The organism is Empedobacter sedimenti, assembly GCF_030005555.1.
In the GTDB taxonomy this organism is placed as follows: domain Bacteria; phylum Bacteroidota; class Bacteroidia; order Flavobacteriales; family Weeksellaceae; genus Empedobacter; species Empedobacter sedimenti.
Window position 1 is genome coordinate 96063 of sequence record NZ_JASCQG010000007.1, and the last position, 23510, is coordinate 119572.

General features: G+C 33.0%; 23 protein-coding genes. 12 read left to right on the forward strand and 11 right to left on the reverse strand.

The features are described 5' to 3' along the window. Window positions 1-6: 6 nt before the first annotated feature. A complete protein-coding gene (locus tag QHG34_RS08310; protein ID WP_282629715.1) occupies window positions 7-330 on the reverse strand; it encodes a HopJ type III effector protein in 324 nt (107 codons plus the stop codon). A gap of 159 nt (window positions 331-489) precedes the next feature. On the opposite strand from QHG34_RS08310, the gene QHG34_RS08315 reads away from it, so the two are divergent. Then, window positions 490-810, forward strand: coding sequence for a hypothetical protein (locus tag QHG34_RS08315; RefSeq protein ID WP_282629716.1), 321 nt, complete (start codon window positions 490-492; stop codon window positions 808-810). 103 nt (window positions 811-913) lie between these two features. Here the strand turns inward: QHG34_RS08315 and QHG34_RS08320 are convergent, their stop codons facing one another. Next, on the reverse strand, window positions 914-1405 hold the full coding sequence (locus tag QHG34_RS08320) for an SPOR domain-containing protein (RefSeq protein WP_282629717.1): 492 nt from the start codon (window positions 1403-1405) through the stop codon (window positions 914-916). Between the two features lie 419 nt (window positions 1406-1824). On the opposite strand from QHG34_RS08320, the gene QHG34_RS08325 reads away from it, so the two are divergent. From QHG34_RS08325 to QHG34_RS08350, 6 genes are read left to right on the forward strand one after another with little or no spacing between them, the layout of a single operon-like run. Then, window positions 1825-3243 carry a c-type cytochrome gene (locus QHG34_RS08325; RefSeq protein ID WP_282629718.1) on the forward strand — a complete coding sequence of 473 codons (1419 nt, stop codon included), beginning with the start codon at window positions 1825-1827 and terminating at the stop codon, window positions 3241-3243. A 22-nt stretch (window positions 3244-3265) separates the two neighbouring features. After that, the gene (locus QHG34_RS08330) at window positions 3266-6430 is read left to right on the forward strand and encodes a TAT-variant-translocated molybdopterin oxidoreductase (RefSeq protein ID WP_282629719.1); all 3165 of its coding nucleotides are present in this window, start codon (window positions 3266-3268) and stop codon (window positions 6428-6430) included. 34 nt (window positions 6431-6464) lie between these two features. Beyond that, window positions 6465-7868 (forward strand): NrfD/PsrC family molybdoenzyme membrane anchor subunit, encoded by a 1404-nt coding sequence (nrfD, locus tag QHG34_RS08335; protein WP_282629720.1) that lies wholly within the window; start codon window positions 6465-6467, stop codon window positions 7866-7868. Next, window positions 7849-8418, forward strand: coding sequence for a DUF3341 domain-containing protein (locus QHG34_RS08340; RefSeq protein WP_407080907.1), 570 nt, complete (start codon window positions 7849-7851; stop codon window positions 8416-8418). Before nrfD ends, QHG34_RS08340 begins: the two co-directional genes overlap by 20 nt. Further along, window positions 8418-9101 carry a c-type cytochrome gene (locus QHG34_RS08345; RefSeq protein ID WP_282629721.1) on the forward strand — a complete coding sequence of 228 codons (684 nt, stop codon included), beginning with the start codon at window positions 8418-8420 and terminating at the stop codon, window positions 9099-9101. Before QHG34_RS08340 ends, QHG34_RS08345 begins: the two co-directional genes overlap by 1 nt. 18 nt (window positions 9102-9119) lie before the next feature. After that, on the forward strand, window positions 9120-10457 hold the full coding sequence (locus QHG34_RS08350; RefSeq protein ID WP_282629722.1) for a hypothetical protein: 1338 nt from the start codon (window positions 9120-9122) through the stop codon (window positions 10455-10457). A gap of 74 nt (window positions 10458-10531) precedes the next feature. Here the strand turns inward: QHG34_RS08350 and QHG34_RS08355 are convergent, their stop codons facing one another. Next, a complete protein-coding gene (locus tag QHG34_RS08355) occupies window positions 10532-10840 on the reverse strand; it encodes a hypothetical protein (protein ID WP_282629723.1) in 309 nt (102 codons plus the stop codon). A gap of 118 nt (window positions 10841-10958) precedes the next feature. Here QHG34_RS08355 and QHG34_RS08360 point away from each other — a divergent pair, with 118 nt between their 5' ends. Then, a complete protein-coding gene (locus QHG34_RS08360) occupies window positions 10959-11237 on the forward strand; it encodes a hypothetical protein (protein WP_282629724.1) in 279 nt (92 codons plus the stop codon). A gap of 66 nt (window positions 11238-11303) precedes the next feature. On the opposite strand, the gene QHG34_RS08365 is transcribed toward QHG34_RS08360, so the two are convergent. Then, window positions 11304-11807, reverse strand: coding sequence for a septal ring lytic transglycosylase RlpA family protein (locus QHG34_RS08365; protein WP_282629725.1), 504 nt, complete (start codon window positions 11805-11807; stop codon window positions 11304-11306). A 247-nt stretch (window positions 11808-12054) separates the two neighbouring features. Next, complete coding sequence (gene dnaG / locus QHG34_RS08370) at window positions 12055-14001, reverse strand: DNA primase (RefSeq protein WP_282629726.1); 1947 nt, start codon at window positions 13999-14001, stop codon at window positions 12055-12057. Window positions 14002-14165: 164 nt separating this feature from the next. Here dnaG and QHG34_RS08375 point away from each other — a divergent pair, with 164 nt between their 5' ends. The 3 genes from QHG34_RS08375 (at window position 14166) to sucD (ending at window position 16985) form a co-directional block, all read left to right on the forward strand. Next, the gene (locus tag QHG34_RS08375) at window positions 14166-14945 is read left to right on the forward strand and encodes an META domain-containing protein (RefSeq protein ID WP_282629727.1); all 780 of its coding nucleotides are present in this window, start codon (window positions 14166-14168) and stop codon (window positions 14943-14945) included. An 88-nt stretch (window positions 14946-15033) separates the two neighbouring features. Beyond that, window positions 15034-15960, forward strand: coding sequence for a UDP-3-O-(3-hydroxymyristoyl)glucosamine N-acyltransferase (locus QHG34_RS08380; RefSeq protein ID WP_282629728.1), 927 nt, complete (start codon window positions 15034-15036; stop codon window positions 15958-15960). Between the two features lie 155 nt (window positions 15961-16115). Beyond that, complete coding sequence (sucD, locus tag QHG34_RS08385) at window positions 16116-16985, forward strand: succinate--CoA ligase subunit alpha (RefSeq protein ID WP_282629729.1); 870 nt, start codon at window positions 16116-16118, stop codon at window positions 16983-16985. A 175-nt stretch (window positions 16986-17160) separates the two neighbouring features. Here the strand turns inward: sucD and QHG34_RS08390 are convergent, their stop codons facing one another. The 6 genes from QHG34_RS08390 to QHG34_RS08415 all read right to left on the reverse strand — a co-directional run bounded on the left by QHG34_RS08390 (window position 17161) and on the right by QHG34_RS08415 (window position 22494). Then, window positions 17161-17817: a DUF4240 domain-containing protein gene (locus tag QHG34_RS08390; RefSeq protein ID WP_282629730.1), complete on the reverse strand. Its 657-nt coding sequence runs from the start codon at window positions 17815-17817 to the stop codon at window positions 17161-17163. Window positions 17818-18062: 245 nt separating this feature from the next. Further along, entirely contained in the window at window positions 18063-18947 is an 885-nt protein-coding gene (gene bla, locus QHG34_RS08395; protein ID WP_282629731.1) for a class A beta-lactamase, read from the reverse strand. A 111-nt stretch (window positions 18948-19058) separates the two neighbouring features. Next, complete coding sequence (locus QHG34_RS08400) at window positions 19059-20195, reverse strand: glutathionylspermidine synthase family protein (protein WP_282629732.1); 1137 nt, start codon at window positions 20193-20195, stop codon at window positions 19059-19061. Window positions 20196-20204: 9 nt separating this feature from the next. Next, complete coding sequence (locus QHG34_RS08405) at window positions 20205-20594, reverse strand: hypothetical protein (RefSeq protein ID WP_282629733.1); 390 nt, start codon at window positions 20592-20594, stop codon at window positions 20205-20207. A 6-nt stretch (window positions 20595-20600) separates the two neighbouring features. Beyond that, on the reverse strand, window positions 20601-20879 hold the full coding sequence (locus tag QHG34_RS08410; protein WP_038337307.1) for a hypothetical protein: 279 nt from the start codon (window positions 20877-20879) through the stop codon (window positions 20601-20603). 103 nt (window positions 20880-20982) lie between these two features. Further along, window positions 20983-22494 (reverse strand): succinate CoA transferase, encoded by a 1512-nt coding sequence (locus tag QHG34_RS08415; protein ID WP_282629734.1) that lies wholly within the window; start codon window positions 22492-22494, stop codon window positions 20983-20985. 192 nt (window positions 22495-22686) lie between these two features. Between QHG34_RS08415 and QHG34_RS08420 the strand changes: the two genes are divergently transcribed. Beyond that, complete coding sequence (locus QHG34_RS08420; protein ID WP_282629735.1) at window positions 22687-23508, forward strand: AraC family transcriptional regulator; 822 nt, start codon at window positions 22687-22689, stop codon at window positions 23506-23508. The last annotated feature ends 2 nt before the right edge of the window (window positions 23509-23510 follow it).

Consider the following 23510-nt stretch of genomic DNA (forward strand, 5'->3'; position numbering starts at 1 on the left):
TTTTTATTACTTCTCTGTTAAAACATTGTTTTCAAAAGAAACGCCGTTCCAACCATTTTCAATAAATTGTCTTATATTATTATGATCAGTTCCGTTTGGCGTTTCAAGAACTGCATTATAATGTTCTGCAAATAATTTCAACGTGTCTTCTTGTGATAAATTGTTAAGTTGAGCATAAGCCAATACTTTTGCACTTCCTTGATTTTGATCTGCAGCATTTACCTGATTACCATTTGTAAAAGCAGAAGCTGTATAGGTGTAATTATTTTCTATAAATTCAATAACATCTGCAAAATTTGCCTCGTTATTCATTAATTTTTCTAAAATCATAGTACTAAATTTATTCAAAAGTAATAACTTAATTCGAATACAATAAATGTTTAGAAAAGTTAAATTTTATCAAGAGAAAAATGATTAACTATTCTTTAACAAAATATTGTTTTACAAATAGTTAGTTTAGATATTATTAATTTTTAAATAAAATAAATTATGTTTGAAAGAAGGCAATTTAACTACGAAACTTCGAGTATAGCGCTCAGAGAGTTGGCTGAAAAAGGATATCAAGAAGATTTTAATTTGCTTGAAAGCGAATTAATGGATCATCCACATGATTTCAGAATTATTTACATTTATCGTTACGATGGAAATTCAAATCCGGACGATGAATCGACTGTTTACGGAATTGAAAAAATTTCGACTGGAGAGAAAGGAGTTTTAGTTGCCGGAAATTTAGGTTTTGCTCAGAATAATTTAGCAAATGCATTAATTCATCTCGAAATAGAAGGACGTAATACATATCTCAATAATTAAATGCAAAATCAAAATGAATCGTCTACTAATTATTACCATAAAAAAATAAAAGCGTTACCAAACCAACATTTGATAACGCTTTTTTTATGCTTTGTAAATTATGTTATTTCGCTTTTCTACACAAAACTTTGAATGGAATAGAAAATGCACTATTGTATTTAGATTTTAAACGGCGAATATCACGTGAAGCAGATCCTTTTGTAAAATAATCTCCAACTAAAACACGATAATCTGGCTGATAGTACGCAACCTGAGAAGACATATCAGGATAAGAACGATCAAACTCATTTCTTACCTTGTCAGCATCTTTTCTATCTTTTGAGTAATAAATCTGAATTTTAAATCCATTCACCTGTGGCATTCCCGCACAAGGATCATTTGATTTTACAACAACAGGTTTTTTCTCTGTGTTTTTCTTAATAGGAGCAGTATAAGTACATACAGCGTCTTCTTTGGATTTTAAAACAGTATTTATACGATTATCAATTTCCATATTCAATGTACCATTATTAATAATTTGTACAGTATCAATCTTTTCTTGTGCAAAAGCAGAAGCAGAAAAGACGAATAAGAATAAAACGATAAATTTTTTCATAGGATGAATTAATTTGTGCAAATATACTTCTTAACAATTAAGTTATTTAATTTTACGATTACTTTATTTTCTTACTACTAATATTGTTCCAATTTTTATCAAAGAACAAATTTGATTAAGCATTTATTACTCAATTTAAAAATAGATAAAACAAGAGTGATTTTATTAATTATGTTAAATGATTGTACAGAATTCTACTAACTTTAAGACAAATCATTGTAACAATTGAGAATAAGGAAAGTTTATAGAGCTATAATTTTTAACAATTAATTTAGAATTGTTTTAAATTAAGCTCAATGACAAAGTTCAGTATGTAAACTTTATGATTTTATTAAGTATTGAAGCTATTTTTGCTGTTAGTTAAGTGTTCAAATAAAAACTAGTTAAAAGAAACAACGAACTGAGATTATTTTAAGTAAATGAAGGCAAGATTTCTAAAAAGAATACGTTTATGGAGCTGCGCGATTATTATGTCGACGTTCTCTCTAGCAAATGCCCAAGATGCAGGAAAAGGTTACGAGTTATTCGAAGCCAACTGTACTGCATGTCACCAGATTGATGGTAAGTTAATTGGGCCAGAATTACGTAATGTTGAGAAACGCGTACAAGAAGAGGCTGGACTTGGAAAAGAGTGGTTACACGCTTGGATTAAGGACAACAAAGCTTTACGCGCATCTGGAGATGCGTATGCAAACAAAATTTTCGCTGAGTACAATAACACAGAGATGTTAGCATTCCCTAACTTATCTGATGGTGATATTGATAATATCTTAGCATATACTGCCGATCCTGATGGTGGTAAAAAGGCTTTTGATGATGCAAAAGCTGCAAAAAAGAAAGAAGCTGCTGCTGCTAAAGCTGCTGCTGCCGGAAGTGGTGGTGGAGCTGGTACGGGAGTTATCGCAGTAGGATTTGTTGTATTAGCTGCATTATTATTGTGGATTTTGGTTCGCGTTAATGCATTAGTTAAAGCAACAGCAACAGATGATTTAAATGTATCAGATGAAAAAGCTGCTTTCTCTTTCGCTCAATTCTTCCAAAAATACCAAAAAGTTGGTGGAGTTTTAATCGCTGTATTAGCATTCTTCGCATTGTACAATGTGTACTGGGGATTAATGGGAATTGGTGTTGATAAAGGTTACGAGCCAGAACAACCAATCTATTTCTCTCACAAAGTTCACGCAGGTGTACAAGGTATCGATTGTCAATACTGTCACAGCTCTGCTAAATACGGTAAAGTGTCAGGTATTCCTTCACCAAATGTGTGTATGAACTGTCACAAAACAATCAAAGAATACAAAGGAGATTATTTCGAAGAAGAACTAATCACTTCTGGTAAATTTGCTGATGAAGAAGCTGTTAAAAACTTCTATACAGGTGAAATCCAGAAAATGTATAAAGCAATCGGTTGGAATCCAGAAACGAATAAATACGATGGTCCACAAAAACCAATCGAATGGGTTCGCATTCACAATATGCCAGATTTCGTTTTCTTTAGCCACGCACAACACGTTGTAGCTGGAGAGAAAGCAATCAAAAAAGCAATTAAAGACGGTACTATTCCAAATTCTAAAGAATTAAACATTGGTTCAGGAGAACAAGTTTGTTTCGCATGTCACGGACGTGTTGATGAAATGAACGAAGTTAAAATGGCGAATGATTTCACAATGGGATGGTGTATTGAGTGTCACAGAACTACTGAGGTAGATATGGACAACGAGTATAACAAAGAATATTACGCAGAACTACACGAGAAACTGAAAAAACAGTACGGTGACGCAACGAAGATTACAGTTGATGCTATCGGAGGTTTAGAGTGTGGTAAATGTCATTATTAATATAAAAAAGAGAGGAGTATAAATGGCTTCGAAGAAAAATTACTGGAAAAGTTTTGAGGAGTTAACTGACAATACGTTAAACGAAAAGTTAACTACCAATGAATTTGCAGAAGAAATTCCTGTAGACAATTTCTTAGGGAATGATAACGCCATGGAGAACAGTCAAACTTCACGTCGTGACTTTTTGAAGATTTTAGGTTTCAGTACAGCTGCCGTTACTTTAGCAGCTTGTGAAGCTCCAATCGTAAAATCTGTTCCTTATGTAGTTAAACCAGAAAATATTATGCCTGGTGTTCCTACATATTACGCATCTACTGTATTTGATGGGTATGACTATGCTAACGTATTAGTACGTACAAGAGAAGGTCGTCCTATCCGTATAGATGCAAATAAAGGCGCTAATTATTTTGGTTCTACAAATGCTCGTGTTCAAGCATCTGTATTATCATTATACGATTCTGATAAAATAAAATCACCATTAACTAATGATGGTGGTAAGTTCAAAGCAACAACATGGAAAGAACTTGATGCAAGAGTGACTAAAGCTTTAGCATCAGTTGGAGGAAAGAAAGTAGTTATTTTAACTCCATCTTTACCTTCTCCAACAACTAAAAAGTTGATTGCTGAATTTGCAACAAAATATCCTACAACGCAACACGTAGTATTTGATGCTGTTTCTTATTCAAACGCATTAGACGCTGCGCAAGAAGTGTACGGAAAAAGAGAATTACCATTTTACGATCTTAAGAATGCTGAATTAGTTGTTTCTTTCAACGCAGATTTCTTAGGAGATTATAATGGTGGTGGAATGGAAGGTGATTATGGTGTTGCTCGTAAACCAGGAGCAAACATGATGCGTCACATCCAAGTAGAATCTGTTTTATCTTTAACAGGTGCTAATGCAGATACACGTTATCCTTTAAAACCAACTGATACTGAAAAAGTATTGGCTGAAGTTTATAATCAATTAGCAGGTATTAGTAAAGCTACTTCTAAAGAAGCAATTGCTATTGCAACTGAATTAGATGCAAAGAAATCTAAAGCTGTAGTCATGGCTGATGGTTCAAAAGAAGCATTCGCTCTTTCTTATGCGATTAACCAATTATTAGGTTCTGCTGCAATTACTGGTAAAGCTGTATTATTAAAAGAGTCTAACGACGCTACATTCAAACAATTTGTTGCTGAAGCTAAAGCTGGACAAGTTGGTGTTTTATTAAACTTCCAAACAAATCCAATCTATAGTGCTAAAGACACAAAAGATGTTGAAGCTGCTTTCAAAAATATCGGACTTAAAGTTGGTTTAGTAGAAAAATTAGACGAAACTGCATCAGTTATGGACGTTATCGCTCCAGTAACTCACGGTTTAGAGTCTTGGAATGATTTCAACCCATTAACAGGTGTTTATTCATTACAACAACCAACAATCGCACGTATTTTTGATTCTCGTCAATTTCAAGATTCATTAATCGCTTGGTTAACAGGACAAACTAAAGTTGTAGAAGTAGAAGATCCTAATGATCCAATTATGGTGATGGCTGTTTCTGCTACAAGACAAAAAGTTTCTCCATTCTACTTATATGTAAAACAAAACTGGGAAACTGCTATTTTACCTAAGTTAGGTGTAGATTTCAACAAAGCATTATACAATGGTTATAATGAATCAGCTGAAACATCTGCATTTACTGCTAACACAGGTGTTGCTGCTGCCGCTGCTACTAAATTAGCTGCTGGTAAAGCATCACAATGGGAAATTCAATTCTATTCTAAAGCTGGTTTAGGAGATGGTACACAAGCAAACAATCCTTGGTTACAAGAATTACCAGACCCAATTACGCGTAACTCTTGGGATAACTATTTAACAGTTAATCCAAATGATGCTGAAAAATTAGGAATCAAAATTCAAGATAACTACAACGTTACAAACGGAAGAATGCAATTTGACGGTGAGTATGTAAACTTAACTGTTAATGGAGTAGTTTTAGAAAACGTTCCAGTATTCATTCAACCAGGTCAAGCAATCGGAACTGTAGGTTTAGCCTTTGGTTACGGTCGTACAAAAGCTGGTAAAGTTGCAAACAATGTAGGGGTTAACGCTTTCGCATTATACAATGGTAATGTAGGAGCTACTAATGCTAAGATTGAAAAATCTTCTCGTACAGATAAGCACGAATTTGCTAACATGCAACAACAACCAACATTGATGGGACGTTATGAAATTGCAAGAGAAGTTTCTTTAGCAGATTTCATCAACACAGATCGTCAAGAATGGAATCCAGTTGCTAAAATGCCAACTTGGAGAGGAGATTCTCCAGTAGGAGAGGTTGACTTATGGGCTAGTTTTGATCGTTCTACAGGACCTCACTTCAATTTAACAATTGATATGAACTCTTGTACAGGATGTGGAGCGTGTGTGATTGCTTGTCAAGCAGAAAACAACGTACCAACTGTAGGTAAAGAGCAAATGCGTATGTCAAGAGATATGTATTGGTTAAGAATTGACCGTTACTACTCTGATGTAACTTACCAAGATAAAGACGGAAAATTAACTCAAAAAGTCGCTTTAGAATCTGATCCAGATAATGAGCCACAACAATACACACGTTTAATTAAACCAGAGGCTGAAAATCCAGACGTGATTTTCCAACCATTAATGTGTCAACACTGTAACCACGCTCCTTGTGAGACTGTGTGTCCAGTAGGTGCAACATCTCATGGTCGTCAAGGTCAAAACATGATGGCTTATAACCGTTGTGTTGGTACACGTTACTGTGCAAATAACTGTCCTTACAAAGTACGTCGTTTCAACTGGTTTAACTGGGCGAATAATGACAAATACGACTTCCACATGAACAATGATTTAGGTCGTATGGTACTTAACCCAGACGTTGTTGTACGTACAAGAGGTGTAATTGAGAAATGTTCATTCTGTATCCAACAAACTCAAGCTGTAATCTTGAAAGCGAAAAAAGAAAACAGAGTCGTTAAAGACGATGAATTCTTGAATGCTGCTGCTTGTGCTGCTGCTTGTGGAACAGGTGCGATGAAATTTGGTGATATCAATGATGATAAATCAGAAGTAAGAAAAGTATCGAAAGATAAACGTTCTTATGTTTTATTAGAAGAAATTGGTACTAAACCAAATGTTATCTATCAAGTAAAAGTTAGAAACAGAAAAGAACAAGCTTAATTTAATTAGTAAAGAATCAATAAGGTAAACAAATATGTCACATTACGAATCACAGGTAAGAGAACCCCTTATTTTAGGACATAAAACCTACCACGATATCACAGAAGACATTGCACGTCCGATTGAGACGCCAGCAAGTAAACTGTGGTGGATATGTTTCAGTATTGCAATGGTTGCTTTCGTTTTTGGAGTAGGAGCTATTGCATATACAGTAGGAACAGGTATTGGTGTTTGGGGATTGAATAGAACGATTAACTGGGGATGGGATATCACCAACTTCGTTTGGTGGGTAGGTATCGGTCACGCTGGTACATTAATCTCAGCCGTTTTATTATTATTCCGTCAAAAATGGAGAATGTCGGTTAACCGTTCTGCGGAAGCTATGACTATCTTCGCCGTTGTACAGGCAGCGTTATTCCCTGTAATTCACATGGGTCGTCCATGGTTAATGTATTGGGTATTCCCAATTCCTAACCAATTTGGATCTTTATGGCCTAACTTTAACTCACCATTATTATGGGACGTATTTGCGATTTCTACGTATTTCTCTGTATCAACAGTTTTCTGGTTGATGGGATTAATTCCTGACTTCGCTATGGTACGTGACCGTGCAACAAAACCATTCGCTAAAAAAATCTACGGAATTTTAGCTTTCGGATGGGGTGGTGGAGCTAAACACTGGCAACGTTTCGAAGAATTATCTTTGGTATTAGCTGGTTTATGTACACCGTTAGTATTCTCGGTACACACAATTGTATCTTTCGATTTCGCGACATCTGTTATTAAAGGATGGCACTCGACAGTATATCCTCCATATTTCGTTGCCGGAGCAATTTTCTCTGGTTTCGCAATGGTACAAACATTATTAAGTGTAATGCGTAAAGTTTTACATTACGAAGATTATATTACTCGTAAACACATCGAGTATATGAATATCGTAATCGTTGTAACTGGTGGTATGGTAGCAGTAGCTTACTTAACAGAGTTATGGATTGCATGGTATTCTGGATCTCGTTATGAAGATTTTACATACTTCTCTCCAGGTGCTGCAACAGGACCTTATTGGTGGGCATTCTGGGCGTTAATTATCTGTAACGTTTTAGTACCAGGATTACTATGGATTCGTCCAATCAGAAGAAACTTCTTCTGGACTTTTGTTATCTCTATCGTAGTTAACATTGGTATGTGGTTTGAGCGTTTTGATATTATCGTTATCAACTTATCTCGCGATTACTTACCATCGAGCTGGACAATGTTTATGCCTTCATGGGTAGACGTAGGTATCTTCTTAGGTACTATGGGATTCTTCTCTGTGTTATACTTATTGTACGCACGTACATTCCCAGTAATTTCACAGTCTGAATTAAAAACTATTTTGAAATCATCAGGCGAAAGCTATAAAAAACATCATACTGAAGATGAGCATCACGAACACTAAAATCGTTTATGGTCTTTACGGAGACGACGATGATTTATTAAAAGCAGTAAAATCTATTCGTAAACAAGGTATTACAATAGATGAAGTATATACACCCTTCCCTGTACACGGATTAGATAAAGCATTAGGATTAAAGAAAACTCGTATTTCTGACCTAGCATTCTTTTACGGTGCATTTGGTACAACATTAGCATCATTGATGACATGGTTTATTATGAACCATGACTGGGCTCAGGATATTGGTGGTAAACCATCTTTCTCTTGGGGGCAAAATATGCCAGCTTTCGTTCCTATTATGTTCGAGTTGACAGTATTTTGTGCAGCGCACTTTATGACATTAACTTACTTAGTACGTAACAAAATGTATCCTGGTGCAAAAGCTAAAAACCCAGATCCTCGTACAACAGATGATAAATTCTTAATTGAAATTAAAACATCTGATGTAGAGAAAATCAAAAATGTATTTGTAGAAACTGGTGCTGAAGAAGTAACTGTAAAAGGTGATGTTGTAGTAGAACCAAGTGTTAACAATTTAGTACAAGAAGCATAATGAAAAAGATCGCACTATTTATAGGATTAGGAAGTATTTTAATTACTTCTTGTTCTGATAAGAAACGTCATCCAAGTATCGTTTATATGCCAGATATGTATTATCCGACAGCTTACGATCCTTATGAAAAGGCTACTTTTGGTTATCCTCATGACGAAGAAAACTCTGAAGTTCCAGTAATGAGTAAAAATCATAATATGTCTGCATTAGAATCTGTAGAAGGAGCTGTTGCAAGAACGGATGGTGATATTTTACCTTGGACTTTCAAAAATAATAACGCTGGTTACGCACAAGCAAAAGCTGTAACTACTTCTCCTCTTAACGCAGCTAATAAAGCGGCAGATTTAGAAAGAGGTAAAGTAATGTATGGTCAAAACTGTGCCGTTTGTCACGGAGACGCTGGTGATGGACAAGGATCTATTGTAAAATCTAAAGCTTATTCTGGTGTTCCAAATTATAGCGAAAGAGATGTTACTGTAGGATCAGTTTATCATGTAATTATGTATGGAAAAAATGCGATGGGTTCTTACGCATCTCAATTGACTCCTGCAGACCGTTGGAGAGTTGCTGAATATGTAATGAGTTTGAAAGGTGGTTCAACAGCTGCTGCTACTCCTGCTCCTGCTGGAGAGGTTACAGCTGAAGCTAAACCTGCAACTGAAGAAAAAGCAACTAATAAATAATAAAATAAGTTAATTATTATGCAATATACATTTTCCCCAAGATTAAAAAATGCATCGCTTATCCTTGCTGTGATAGGTGTTGTACTTTACGGGATAGGATTTTTCTTACATCAACAAGATGTTGCTAATTCAACTGAATATATTAACGGTTTGATTGAAGCTCATCCAACACAATTTTTTGGAGAGTACATTTCAGATTCTTATGCATCTATGAATACAGATCATGCTGGACACATGGAGCATTTGACAAATTTATTGAAAAACAGACCTTGGGCTGCTTTCTATGTACCAGCTTATTTAGCATTTGGTATTGCGGCTTCTGCGCTATTTTTCTTATGTATTCAATTCGTAGCAAACGCTGGTTGGTCTATGGTAGTATCTCGTGTTATGGAGGCTATCGCATCATTTTTACCAGTTGGTTCTGCTCTTGTTGGTATCATCGTTTTAGGATCTTATTTTCACATGAATCACTTATTCCACTGGATGGATGCTAGTTTGATTGATACAAAAAGTGCTAATTATGATATTTACATGGCAAACAAAGCTCAACTTTGGTTAAGCCCTAACTTCTGGTTAGTACGTTGTGTTATTTACTTAGTAGTATTATCTTTAATGTTACCTGTAATTAAAAACGCAACACGTAAATTAGACGAGACAAACGGAGATTTAAAAGTATATGCTCAATTATACAAAAAATCTGTAATCTACTTAGTAATTTTTGCATTATGTTCTGCAGCATTTGCTTGGGATTTCGTGATGTCTTTAGATCCACACTGGTTCTCTTCATTATTTATGTGGTACGGAATGGTTTCATACTTAGTTTCTGCGGTTTCTATTATGGCAATTATTTCTATCTACTTAAAAAGAAAGAACGCTTTACCGTTATTTAATGATAACCACTTACATGATTTAACAAAATACATGTTCGGTTTCTCATTATTATGGTCTTACTTATGGTTCTGTCAATTCATGTTACAATGGTATGCTAACATTCCTGAGGAAGCTCAATACTTCCAACAACGTATGGCACAATACCCATTATATTTCTGGATGTTAGTGATCAATTTAGTAGCTCCATTCTTGATTTTAATTTCATCAAGTATGAAACGTCGTTACCAAATCGTTTTCGTGATGGGATTCGTTATCATTTTTGGACACTATTGGGATTTCTACAACCAAATTATGCCAGCAGCTGTAGGTCCATTCCACAACTTTGGTTTAATGGAAATTGGAGCATTAGTTGGAATCGGAGGAATCTTTACATTCGTAGTTATGAATGCAGTTTCTAAATTAAACTTAGAAGCAAAAGGTCACCCTTACTTCCACGAATCAAAAATTTATGAATATCCTTTCTAATCAGAAAGATGATTATAAAACTAAAAAGCTCGATACATTTGTATCGAGCTTTTTTTATTTTCAGAGTTATAGTACTATTCTATTGTTCGTCTTTTAATTTCTAATTGAATTAAAAAGTGATCAACTTCATCATCTGTACCTAGATTTCCAACTACATATACGCCTTTATCTCCGTTTATGTTATTCACTATTCCGTATACAGAAGATTCGTCATCAGGATTAGAATCACCTTCGTAGCGGTAGATATAAGTAATATCAAAATTAGTAGAATCTTGCTTTATTTGATCTTTCTCAATGTTGTAATCAATTGTGTAACCTAATTCTTTTAATTCAGCCAGAGCTAGAGAAGCTGATTTGTATCGATACTGTATTTTTTCTTTCATAATGTAGAGTTTGTAGTTGTAAAACCTCAAATATTATTCCAATAAGTTTATTAAATACTTAATTAATTTCTTTTTGGTAAGGTTATTGTCTTAGTAAGTATAAGAAATGATGAAAGATATGAAAACAGTATTTAGAAAATTTAATTTGGTTTTGGTATTTGGTTTAGCTGCTTTATTTTTAGTTTCATGTGATGGTACGACAACAATTTATGGAATAGAGCATAGTAACCATAAGAAAGGTAAATATAAAAAGTATCCGAAATATGATGTACGATACGAAGATCATAGAAGTTTACCTCCAGGACAACATAAGAAAATACACGGTGATAAATCAGCCAAAAAATATGCTCCAGGACAACAAAACAAATATTATAAAAAAGGAAAAAAACATCATTAATATGATGACGAATAAAAAAGGATTGAACATTGTTCAATCCTTTTTCTTTAATATCTAAAAATGCAATTATTCAACTACCTCCATTTCTACATTCAGAACGCCTGAATTGATAGAACCTATAGATGAAAATGCTGCTTTACTTAAATCCAATAATCTTGCTTTGGTATGTGGACCTCTGTCATTTATTTTTACAACAACAGATTTACCATTTTTTGTGTTAGTTACCTTTACTTTAGTTCCGAAAGGTAAAGTTTTGTGTGCTGCAGTAAAGTTATCTTTGTTATACAATTCTCCGCTTGAAGTTTTTTGTCCTTGAAATTTATCTGCATACCATGAGACAATTCCACTTATTTTTTTTCCTGCTTTTTCTACTATCTCAGCTACCGAAGAATTATCTATCTTCTTTATTTCATTTACTTTATCAACAAATTTAGCGCTAATCAATTTCTTAGCATATGTTGAAACAGGTAATGGTAGTGGACTTTCTTTAGAAAAGCTTGATTTTCCATTTGCTTTAGCCATTGGAAGAATCATCAGTACTACTAATAATGTTAAAAACTTTTTTGTCATATATAGCTTTTTCTGAATCTTTATCTAAAATACTACATAATAGAGTTTGTTTACAATTAGATAATATTTCTTGATGATTTAGGCTACACGAAGAAGGTATAATCCTTTATAAGTAGACGATTTATGATTGTTTGTTAAAGCAAAGTTAAAAAATATTCAACTTATTAAATTTTTTAAGAATATTTGACAAAAAACATATAAAAACTTAATATACAATTAGTTATGAAATATTGAAATTATTGCTAAATTATATTACTCGATTAAGATGTTGATTTAGGATATTTTTTAATCCAGTATAATGCATTATTTGTTGCAATATTTGTTGGATATGTTCTTGAGGTAACTCAGGATTTTTAGTTTCATTCATTAAGTTTCCAATCATATTGTCAATGTAAATAATCTTAAATCTTAATAGCACATCAAACAAATCTTTGTGAACAAACTCTTCTTTTTTCTTGATATTGATACCTTGTTTAATGGTCCAGTTTTCACTTAAACTATGTTTTTCCAACATCATTTCTGATGCTAAATTGATCATTTCTGGATTAGTTAAACGTGAAAAATAGATACCAGTTCGTAATTCATCATTCTCTAGTCCAATTTTTACATCGTCTAAAATAGATTGATACAAAGGATTTGAAAGCACTAATTCGTTTTCGTCAAATTGAGTAACTATTTCCTGTATTACCGTAGTTTTATATAGCTCGTTGTTTTCGTTCTTTAAATCTACCTCTAAATCACCATATTGTAGAATAAGTTTAATGATTTCTGATTCGACAGTTTGCTGAACATTAACCACTTCTTTATTTGATGGAACAACAGAAATTATAGGCTGCTTAGTTCTAGCTTTATCAGTAATATGAGTAGAGCTTTCAGAATTTTTATCTCCAGATTTTTGTATTTGAGCTAATTCTTTGAATAAAACCTCTTCACGAATTTGTAATAATTTTGAAGTTTCTGCTATATAAACTTCTTGTTTGATAATATTCGGAATCAACGAAATTGATTTGACAATCTCTCTAATCAATTCAGCTTTTTTGATCGGATCATTCTGCGCATCTTCCAGCAAAACATTTACCTTGAAACGGATAAAATCGCTCGCATTTTCTTTGATATATGCTTCAATTTCGCTTGTAGAATGATTTCTTGCAAAAGAATCAGGATCTTCGCCTTCTGGTAACAAAAGAACTTTGATATTCATTTCTTGCTCCAAAATCATATCAATTCCACGGAAAGAAGCTTTGATACCAGCATTGTCACCATCATACATTACAGTAATGTTAGGTGTCATTTGCTTAATCATTCGGATTTGTTCATTAGTAAGTGCTGTTCCAGAACTCGCTACTACATTTTCAATTCCTGCTTGATGCAATGATAAAACATCTGTATAACCTTCTACCAAATAGCATTCATCCGCTTTTCTGATACTTTGTTTGGCTTGATAAAATCCGTAAAGTGTTTTACTTTTATGGTAGATTTTATTTTCGGGAGAGTTAAGATATTTTGCAGCTTTGATATCATTTCTTAAAATACGACCACCAAAACCTAGTGTACGCCCCGAAAAACTATAGATAGGAAACATGACACGCTCTCTAAACTTGTCAAATTTCTTGTTATCTTCTTTGAAAGAAACTAATCCAGATTCTTCTAATAATTCTTTCGAATATCCTTGTTTGATTGCATATTCGGCAAAAGCATCCCATTGTTTGGGAGAATAACCAAGCTCAAATTTATCAATGGTTTCTTTTGTAAAGCCACGCTCGCGGAAATAACTTAGTCCAATTAAGTTTCCTTCTTCAGAATTATGTAATTGGTTGACAAAGAATTTTTTTGCAAACTCGGTTAAAGTAAACAGACTTTCGCGGTCTTTTTCTTCTTGTTTTTGTTCTACCGAAAATTCTTCATCTTCTTCAATCTCTATATTATAACGTTTCGCTAACCATCGCAAAGCTTCTGGATAAGAGAATTGTTCAACTTCCATCAAAAAAGAAACAACATTTCCTCCACGTCCTGAAGAAAAATCTTTCCAAATTTGTTTTGCAGGTGATACGACGAACGAAGGAGTTTTTTCGTTACCAAATGGAGACAAACCTTTTAAACTAGATCCGGCACGTTTTAGATTTACAAAATCACCTACAACTTCTTCTACACGAGCTGTTTCAAAAATTATATCTATTGTTCTTTGAGAAATCAAACTGAATTATTTTATAAGAGAATTAAAATCAAAAATTATTTATTCAAAATTAAAACAAATTCTTAACATCATTCATTTATCTATTTATAATTATACCATTTTAGATAAATTGTTAAAATTGGTACGGTATTCGTATATTAAGAAGAAACTTGAAAAATATTTAAATGAAAACAGCTTTTTTAAAAATTACATTCGTAGCAGTGATGGCAACAGGATTTTTATCTTCTTGTTCTACAATTGCAAATCCTATTACAAATAATCAAGCTTCTAACGAAGGGATTTTAGGAAAATGGGAGTTAGATTATATCATGACTCAGGATGGAAAAAGTTTAGCTGAAGCTTATCCAATGGGAGCACCATATTTGAATTTTGTATCAAATAAAATGCTGAATGCTTCTGATGGATGTAACACGTTAAATGGTGGTGTAACAGTAGAGGGAAATCAAATTACATTTGGTAATATGATGTCTACTATGAAAGCATGTAATGGTGTACAAGATGCTAATTTTAGTAAAAAATTACAAGGTATTTTGAAATATGATATTCAAGATAATACGTTAACTTTAATCCAAGGTGATATTGCAATTATGCGATTCAAACGACCTGGTACTTTAGCTGGAACTTGGGAATTAGAAGAGTTTATAGGTAAAGATAGAAGTGCAAAATCTTTAAATGATCGTTTTCCTAATCAAAAACCAACTGTAACATTCCAAAATAATCAAGTTTCTGGAAATGATGGTTGTAATAATATGACTGGAGGTTATTTAGCAATTGGTAATTCGTTGACCGTAAAAAATATCGCAACTACACGTATGGCTTGTCAAGGAGTAGATTCTGATGCATTTGGAGAGCGTTTTAACAATGTAAATAAATACGAAATCCAAAATGGTAAGTTAGTATTGTATGCTAATGATGTAAAAACAATGGTTTTCAAAAAGAAATAATTGATTTTTAATCAATAAACCTAAAAGCTGTCATTTATTGACAGCTTTTTTCTTTTTATATTTGTACACTTTAATAAAAGTTGAAATTATGAAATTTCCACAAACACATAAATTAAAAGAAGTTGCAGCAATTATTGATGCAAAATTTATTGGTGACGAAAATTATCCTGTAGAAGGAATTAATGAAATTCATCGTGTAGAAGCTGGTGATATCGTATTTGTCGATCATCCAAAATATTATGATAAAGCGTTAGAGTCTAATGCAACAATCATATTAATTAACAAAGAAGTAGATTGTCCTGAAGGAAAAGCTTTATTAATTTCTGATGATCCATTTCGCGATTTCGTGAAAATTGGTCAACATTTTATGGCTTTTGAACCTGCTACAAAACAAATTTCTGATACAGCAGAAATAGGCGAAGGAACAATTATTCAGCCAGGAGCTTTTATCGGGAATCATGTAACAATCGGTAAAAATTGTGTGATTCACTCTAATGTATCAATTAATGATTATGCAATTATTGGTGATAACGTAATTATCCGTTCAGGAACAGTTTTAGGAGCAGACGCTTTTTATTATAAAAATCGCCCAACGGGATTTGATCGTTTAAAATCTGTAGGAAATGTTATCATCGAAGATAATGTAGAAATAGGAGCGAACTGTACGATAGATAGAGGAGTTTCGGCATCTACAATTATTGGAGCAGGAACAATTATGGATAATTTAATTCAGATTGGTCACGATACAATTATTGGTAAAAAATGTTTGATCGCTTCTCAAGTTGGTATTGCAGGTTGTGTAAATGTTGAAGACGAAGTGTCTATTTGGGGACAAGTTGGGATAACAAGTGGTGTAACAATTGGTACAAAAGCTGTTTTATTAGCACAATGTGGTGTAAGTAAATCTTTAGAAGGAGGAAAAACTTACTTTGGGACACCAGCAGAAGAAGCACGTGGACTATATAAAAAGATTGCCGCGACAGAAATAATGGTAAGAGATTATCGAAAAAAATAAAATTAAAATTGAAGCCGACAACTAAGTCGGCTTTTTTTATGATAAATATCTTATAGCTAATAGACCAGTTTCAATAAATGCTTAGCGTATTTTTTACATCGAATATTTTTTAAAATCCAAAAGTCCTTTTATATTTGTGTAAATTAAAAATCACAATGTCTGTATTAGTAAACAAAGATTCAAAAATAATCGTTCAAGGATTCACTGGGAAAGAAGGAACTTTTCACGCTGAACAAATGATTGAATATGGAACAAACGTAGTAGGAGGTGTAACTCCAGGTAAAGGTGGGCAAACTCACTTAGGTTTACCAATCTTCAACACTGTAAAAGATGCTGTTGATCAAGCTGGAGCTGACGTTTCTATTATTTTCGTTCCACCAGCATTCGCTGCTGACGCTGTAATGGAAGCTGCAGAAGCAGGTATCAAAGTAATTATTTGTATTACAGAAGGTATTCCTGTAGAAGATATGGTTAAAGTACAAGCTTATGTTGATCAAAGAGATGTAACATTAATCGGACCTAACTGTCCAGGTGTTATCACTTCTGAAGAAGCTAAAGTTGGTATTATGCCAGGTTTCATTTTCAAAAAAGGTAAAGTTGGTATCGTTTCTAAATCAGGAACTTTAACTTACGAAGCTGCTGACCAAGTTGTAAAAGCTGGTTACGGAATTTCTACAGCAATCGGAATTGGTGGAGATCCAATTATTGGAACTACAACAAAAGAAGCTGTTGAATTATTTATGAATGACCCAGAAACTGAGTGTATCGTTATGATTGGTGAAATTGGTGGACAATTAGAAGCTGAGGCTGCTCGTTGGATTAAAGCGAATGGAACTAAACCAGTTGTAGGATTTATCGCAGGTCAAACTGCACCAAAAGGTCGTACAATGGGACACGCTGGAGCTATCGTAGGTGGAGCTGATGATACAGCACAAGCTAAAATGGCAATTATGGAAGAATGTGGAATCCACGTTGTTGCATCTCCTGCTGATATCGGAGCTACAGTTGCAAAAGTTTTAGGATAAGAATATTCTTAATCAAAATAGTAAAGGAACTCAATTTGAGTTCCTTTTTTTTGTCTTAATATTTTTCGTCATTTAAGAATGAGTATCTTCGAAAAAAAATAGATCTAAGATTCCTCGACAAGCTCGGAATGACAGTAATGTCAAGCTGAATTTATTTCAGCTTCGCATATAATACCTACAAAAACTCATCCTCGTCATCAAAATCTTCGTCGAAATCATCATCAGGTGAATAATCTTCCACAAAAACTTTAAATAATCTTGGACATAATATTTGAAGATTTGTCAAGTTTTCGTCATCCCAATCAAATTCTGGTTTTGCAGCACTTTCAGTAAAAAAGTTGAAACATTCTTTGTCTACAAAATCAATAATATTATGTTCAAATTTACTGTTAAACACGATATTCGCAATTAAATGAAAACTATCAAATTCGTACAAATCATCTTCGTTAAAACCTTCTTCAAAATAATCGGCTAAATCATCAGGATTTACAATTGCTTTTTCAAATAAATCTTTTCCTTGCGAAATAATCCAGTTTTTGAAATAGAAAAAATGATCCGTATTAGTATCATCGTTCATAATACACGCCGCGCACCATACTTCTGGTGTATGCAAAGCAAATAAATAATATTCAAGGCGAAGTTGAAAACCAATAATATCTTCGGCTACCAAATTCTCTAATTCATGAGAAAGATGTATTTCTTGGTCTTGTAAATTGTTTGAATCTTGTAAAGAGTTTTCTATAATTTGCCAAAACAAATCTTCCTCAAGCATTTTAGAAATCTGCTGCGTCGGAATAGTTGAAGAATTTAATAAATCATCGAAAAAGTCCATATTTCTACTTTTTTTGGTTTATTCAGAGTTGGTTTTGATTCAAATTGTACATTTTATTTTTTCTAACGATTTAAATTTTAAATTGTTAATCAAAATTTGTAATTAAATGAATCTTTCTTTAATTTATGAAAAATGTCATAAAAAACCAACCTTTTTCTGAATGATGTGTGATTTTTAGGTTAAATAATTGATTATGTTCAAACTAAAAAAGTCTAATTCGGAATGGAATTAGACTTATAATATTTCTATTTGTTGTAATAATTCCAAACAGCTTTTGTAATATCAGCAATTACTTTTTCCGTTTCAGTTCTTTCTTCTGTTATATTTTTCAAATAAATTGATAAAATAATTGGTTTATTATTAATTGGTTTAATGATTCCAATATCATTCAATGCAACTCTTAGATTTTGGTTATTTGTATCACTAATTCCTGTTCTGTGAGCCAATTCTGTGTTTGTGGGCAAACCTGCTTTCATCCAAGTTAAACCTCTGGATGTTTCGACCATTAGTTTGTATAAATAAGCTGTAGAATTCTTTTTAAGAACTTTATTTGTGTAAAATTTCTCAAGTAATTTTGTAGTAGCATTTGCAGAAGTTGTATTGAGATATAAATTATCCCAAGTTTGCATTTCTTGCTCGTTTACTTTTATAACAAAATCTTTAATCTCTTGTTTTTTAATGAAATTTTGAACAGTTTTAGTTCCACCAATAATCTTTAAAAGTATATCACATCCATTGTTATCGCTGTGAGAAACTGTATATCTTAAAAGTTGGTCAAGTGTTAGATACATATTTCCTTTTGGGTAATCTTCAAGAATTGGGCTCCAAGTATTAGGTAATAAATCTTCTTTTTTGATAAAAAATTGTTGATTAAGTTGTAATTTATTTTGATCAACTTCATGTAAAACAGTCAATGCAATATGAAATTTAAACACACTCATCATTGGCATCATTTGATTTCCGTTGATACTTAAGGTGTCTTTATTTTCAAGATTTTTTAATGAAATACCAGCTGTAAGATTTTTTGAAGAAATAATTTGATTGATTTCTGTTCTTAACCTTTCAATGGATTGAGCATTTAAACAGTAACCTGAAAGTATGAATAGGAAAGAAAAAATCAGTTTGTTCATAGTTGTGATTAATATTTCGACCAAATTAGTTAATTATTTGATTTTGTTCAAACTAAAAAAAGTCTAATTCGGAATGGAATTAGACTTTTTGATATTTGTTATTTTAAATATTTATTCAATAATATGCGGAACAAATCGACTTTTATCAGTTGTAATAAATTGGTCACTTTCGCGGAACGTAATTCCACACGATTCTTGTCCAATAATCCAACTTCCGATAATAGTATAACCCGTTTCTTCGTGATGTAAATTAGCTAAAGCTTGGTAAATAAAACCTTCTTCGCCATATTCTCCAGAAGTTTGCTCCGAAATAGTTCCGTTTTTTACAACTTCTACATTTGCTCCTTCACGCGATAACAATGGTTTTTTGACATAATTTTTCATCTCATTCGGCGAATCTGCATAAGCTTCTAACAACAACGGATGATTTGGATATAATTCCCACAAAATAGGCAAAATAGCTTTGTTTGAAAGAATCATTTTCCAAGCTGGTTCTATCCAATTTGCGTTGATTTCATCATTTTTGATGTTGTATGCAAACAATTCGTTCATCATCCATTCCCACGGATAAAGCTTGAAAATATCTGTAATTGGTTCTTCTTCTAAATCAACAAAATTGACATTATTCCAACCGATTTCGTCAACATAAATTAATTTGGTATTAATTCCAGCTTGTATTGCACAATCTCTGATATATTCGATATTCGTCAAATCTTCTAACGATTCTCTCACACAAGAAAAATGCAAGGTTTCACCTTTCAAATAAGGTTTTAACATTTTCCATGTTTCAATTAATTTATCATGAACAGAATTGAATTGATCTTTCGTTTCTCCAAAATAATTTTCCATCCAAAGCCATTGTACAACACCACATTCGAACAACGATGTTGGCGTATCAGCATTGAATTCTAACATTTTCAATTGATCATTATCATAAGCAAAATCAAAACGTCCATAAATGCTTGGCGCATCATTTTCCCATGTATTAATCAAATAAGGTTGAATAAATTTTGGAATTTTAAATTCGTTCAAACGGTTATTTTGAATTACATGTTCGACAGCATTCAAGCACATTTCCCACAATTCGTTTGTCGCTTCAAAGATTTTATCCGCTTCTTTTTCCGAAATCGAATAATAATAATCTTCTACCCAATAAGTTTGTTTATTTTCGTCTGTATGATATCCAAAGCCGATATTTTCTAACCTTTCTTGCCAGTTTTCGTCTGCTTTTATTCTTTTTAATTGCATAAAATTAGTTTAAGATGAAACTGAACGAGAAGAAGCAGATTTTCCGAATCCACCACGAACAGTTTGACTTTTATACGCTTGCGCTTTTGCCGCGTTTGTTCCGACATTAGATTGTTGATGCAAACCTTGACTTGCATAGCCCATTCCACCACCAGTTAAGCTACGAAAAGCCATAAACCAAAGCAACGAACTTCCCATTCCCCCGTGATGCGAACCACCCGAATGCGACGAATAATTTGACGTAACATCTGTGTAAGGCGCAGTAGAATCTGCACGCATATATACCTTTTGCGCATTGTTCGTAATAGGCGCTTCTTCACGATTCATACATGAACTAAGAACCGAAGAAATTAACACTAAAGTCACGACTTTACTTGCTCTTTTTTCTCTTTTATTCATGATAGTTTATTGAATGGTTACGTAAATAGGAATTTTTGTAGAATCGGTAGGTGTATATTGTTTGTGCGTAATCAACGTATCTACTTTTTCTGCAATCATCAAATCGTTTGACCAAATTTTTTGTTTGGTAATATGTAAAACAGAATCGCCTTTTGTTTCGGTTGTTAAAACAACTTCGCGAGCAGATTTTTTATCAATTTGTTCTAAATTCTGATTTTCGTTTTGATTAGATTGACACGCAAAAAAAGTTGTCAATGGTAGTGTAATTAAAAGTATTTTTTTCATGTTTCTTAGACTTCTAACAAAGTTACATTATTTCACAAAAAAAAGCACAATCCAGAAATTCTGAATTATGCTTTAAAAAAATATAGTTTTATTATTTATTATTCTAATGATTCAAAACTAATAATTCATCTTTTTTCATAGAACCTGTTTGTTTCAATCTTGTGTGCCAAGAGAACGCTTCTTCTAAGATATGTGGTGTTTGACCACCTCTTTCTGCACAAGCTCTTTCGAAGTAAGATAATAATTCTGCTTTATAATCTGGATGAACACAGTTGTTGATGATTTCGATGGCTCTTTCGCGTGGCGCTAAACCTCTCAAATCAGCTAAACCTTGCTCAGTTACAATAATATCTACATCATGTTCTGTATGATCTGTGTGAGAAACCATAGGAACGATAGAAGAAATATTACCACCTTTTGCGATAGAAGCTGTAACGAAGATTGAGATAAATGCATTACGAGCAAAATCTCCAGAACCTCCAATACCGTTCATCATGTGCGTACCAGAAACGTGAGTTGAGTTTACGTTTCCATAAATATCACACTCTAAAGATGTATTGATTCCGATAATTCCTAAACGACGAATAACTTCGGCAGAGTTAGAAATAGATTGCGGACGTAAAAGGATTTTACCTTTATAACTTTCGATATTTCCGATTACACGATCATAACATTCTTGTGAAACTGTCATAGAAGATGCCGAAGCAAATTTCATTTTTCCAGAATCGATTAAGTCAAATGTAGAATCTTGTAAAACTTCTGAATACATCACTAAATCTTCGAAATCAGAATGCTCTAAACCACCTAAAACTGCGTTAGCAACTTTACCAATACCACATTGTAATGGCATTAATGATTTTGTAAGACGACCTTCTTCAACTTCGTTTTCGAAGAATTTTACAATGTTTTGAGCAATTGCAGCAGTCGCTTCATCTGCTGGTTGAATGTCTCCAGGAGCATCTTGAATGTCGTGAAAAACAATTCCAACAATTTTAGAAGGATCTACTTTTATTGTTTCTGTTCCAACTTTTGTATCACAAGCAGTGATGTTAATTGGGGTACGTTTTCCGTATTCTTCTACACTATAAATATCGTGTATACCTTTGATATTTGTAGGAATAGACGTGTTAATCTCGATGATTAATTTGTCTGCACTTGCAGCAATTTCTGCATTATTCCCAATAGAAGTAGTAGGTACTAAAGAACCATCTTCTAAAATTTCAGCAACTTCTAAAACACCTAAATTAATTTTAAATTGTCCATCTAAAATATGTTCAGCTGTTTCTCCTAAATGCTGATCTATAAATAATACATTTCCTGCATTAATATTTTTTCGCATTACAGTGTCAACCTGGAATGGTAAACGTTTTTTTAATGCTCCGCTTTCTACTAAAGCAGCATCCGTTCCATGTCCTAATGAAGCACCGGTAACTAAAGTGATTTTTAAATTTTCAGATTTGGCACGCTCCGCAACAGCTTTTAATACAACTTTTGTATCGCCTCCTCTTGTAAAACCACTAGAACCTACAGTCATTCCATCTTCAAAAAAGAGAGCAGATTCCTCTGCTGTCATCACTTTTGACTGTAAGGCAGTTAATTTTATTCTTTCCAACATAATGCAACTTATTTTCTAAATACTTTCAATAATTGTTCCTTCTAATTAGAGGGAATTACAAATTTTGTAATATTTAATAAATTGTTAATATTAAAAAAAGACAAATATTTATTAATTAAAGACACTTTTATTTGTGTACATAATACAATATATCAAATTAATTGTTATATTAGTTCGCAGATTAAAGAAACTATGAATATACACATTGATAATAATTTTGACACAAGATATTATTTAACCGAGATAGATAAAACGCCAACCTCAATCTTTTGTTACCATAAAGAAATCTCGGAAGCGTACGTGGTTGAACATAAACATAACAAAGCACAATTTTTGTATTGCGAAGGAGGTATTGTTTATGTTAAGATAGGAAAAGATACATTTTATTTGCCTGCAAGACATTATATGTGGATTCCACCACACACAGAGCATAGTATACACCCCAATACACCAGATGTAATTATGCGTAACTTGTATTTTCCTATAAATGAGGGCGATCATGCATTTTATAAAAAGGTAGGTATTTATCCAGCAGACGGATTATTATTAGAGCTTTTATTGTTCTCAAACCAATGGAAAGGAGATATAGTTCCAGAAAACAGAAGCGAGTATATTATAGCACAAGCTTTTAAAGAAATTTTACCTAAAGTTAGCAAAACAAGTTTGCGATTAGCGTTACCTTTACCACACGACGAACGCTTAAAAAAAATAGTTCAGTTTTTAGACGATAATATGGATAGCTCAATTACAATGAAAAAAATAACTGCAGAGTTTGGTTTTTCTGAGCGATCATTATCAAGATTATTTCAAAAAGATTTAGCCATGACATTTGTTCAATATTTTACCATTTTGAGAATGTTACGTGCTTTACAACTATTAATTGACGGAAGCTATTCTATCAGCGAAATTTCAAATATGGTAGGTTACAATAGTTTACCAACTTTTAGTAATACTTTTCAGAAAGTAATTGGTGTTCGACCAACAGATTATTCAAAAAAGAAAGATATTTTATAAAG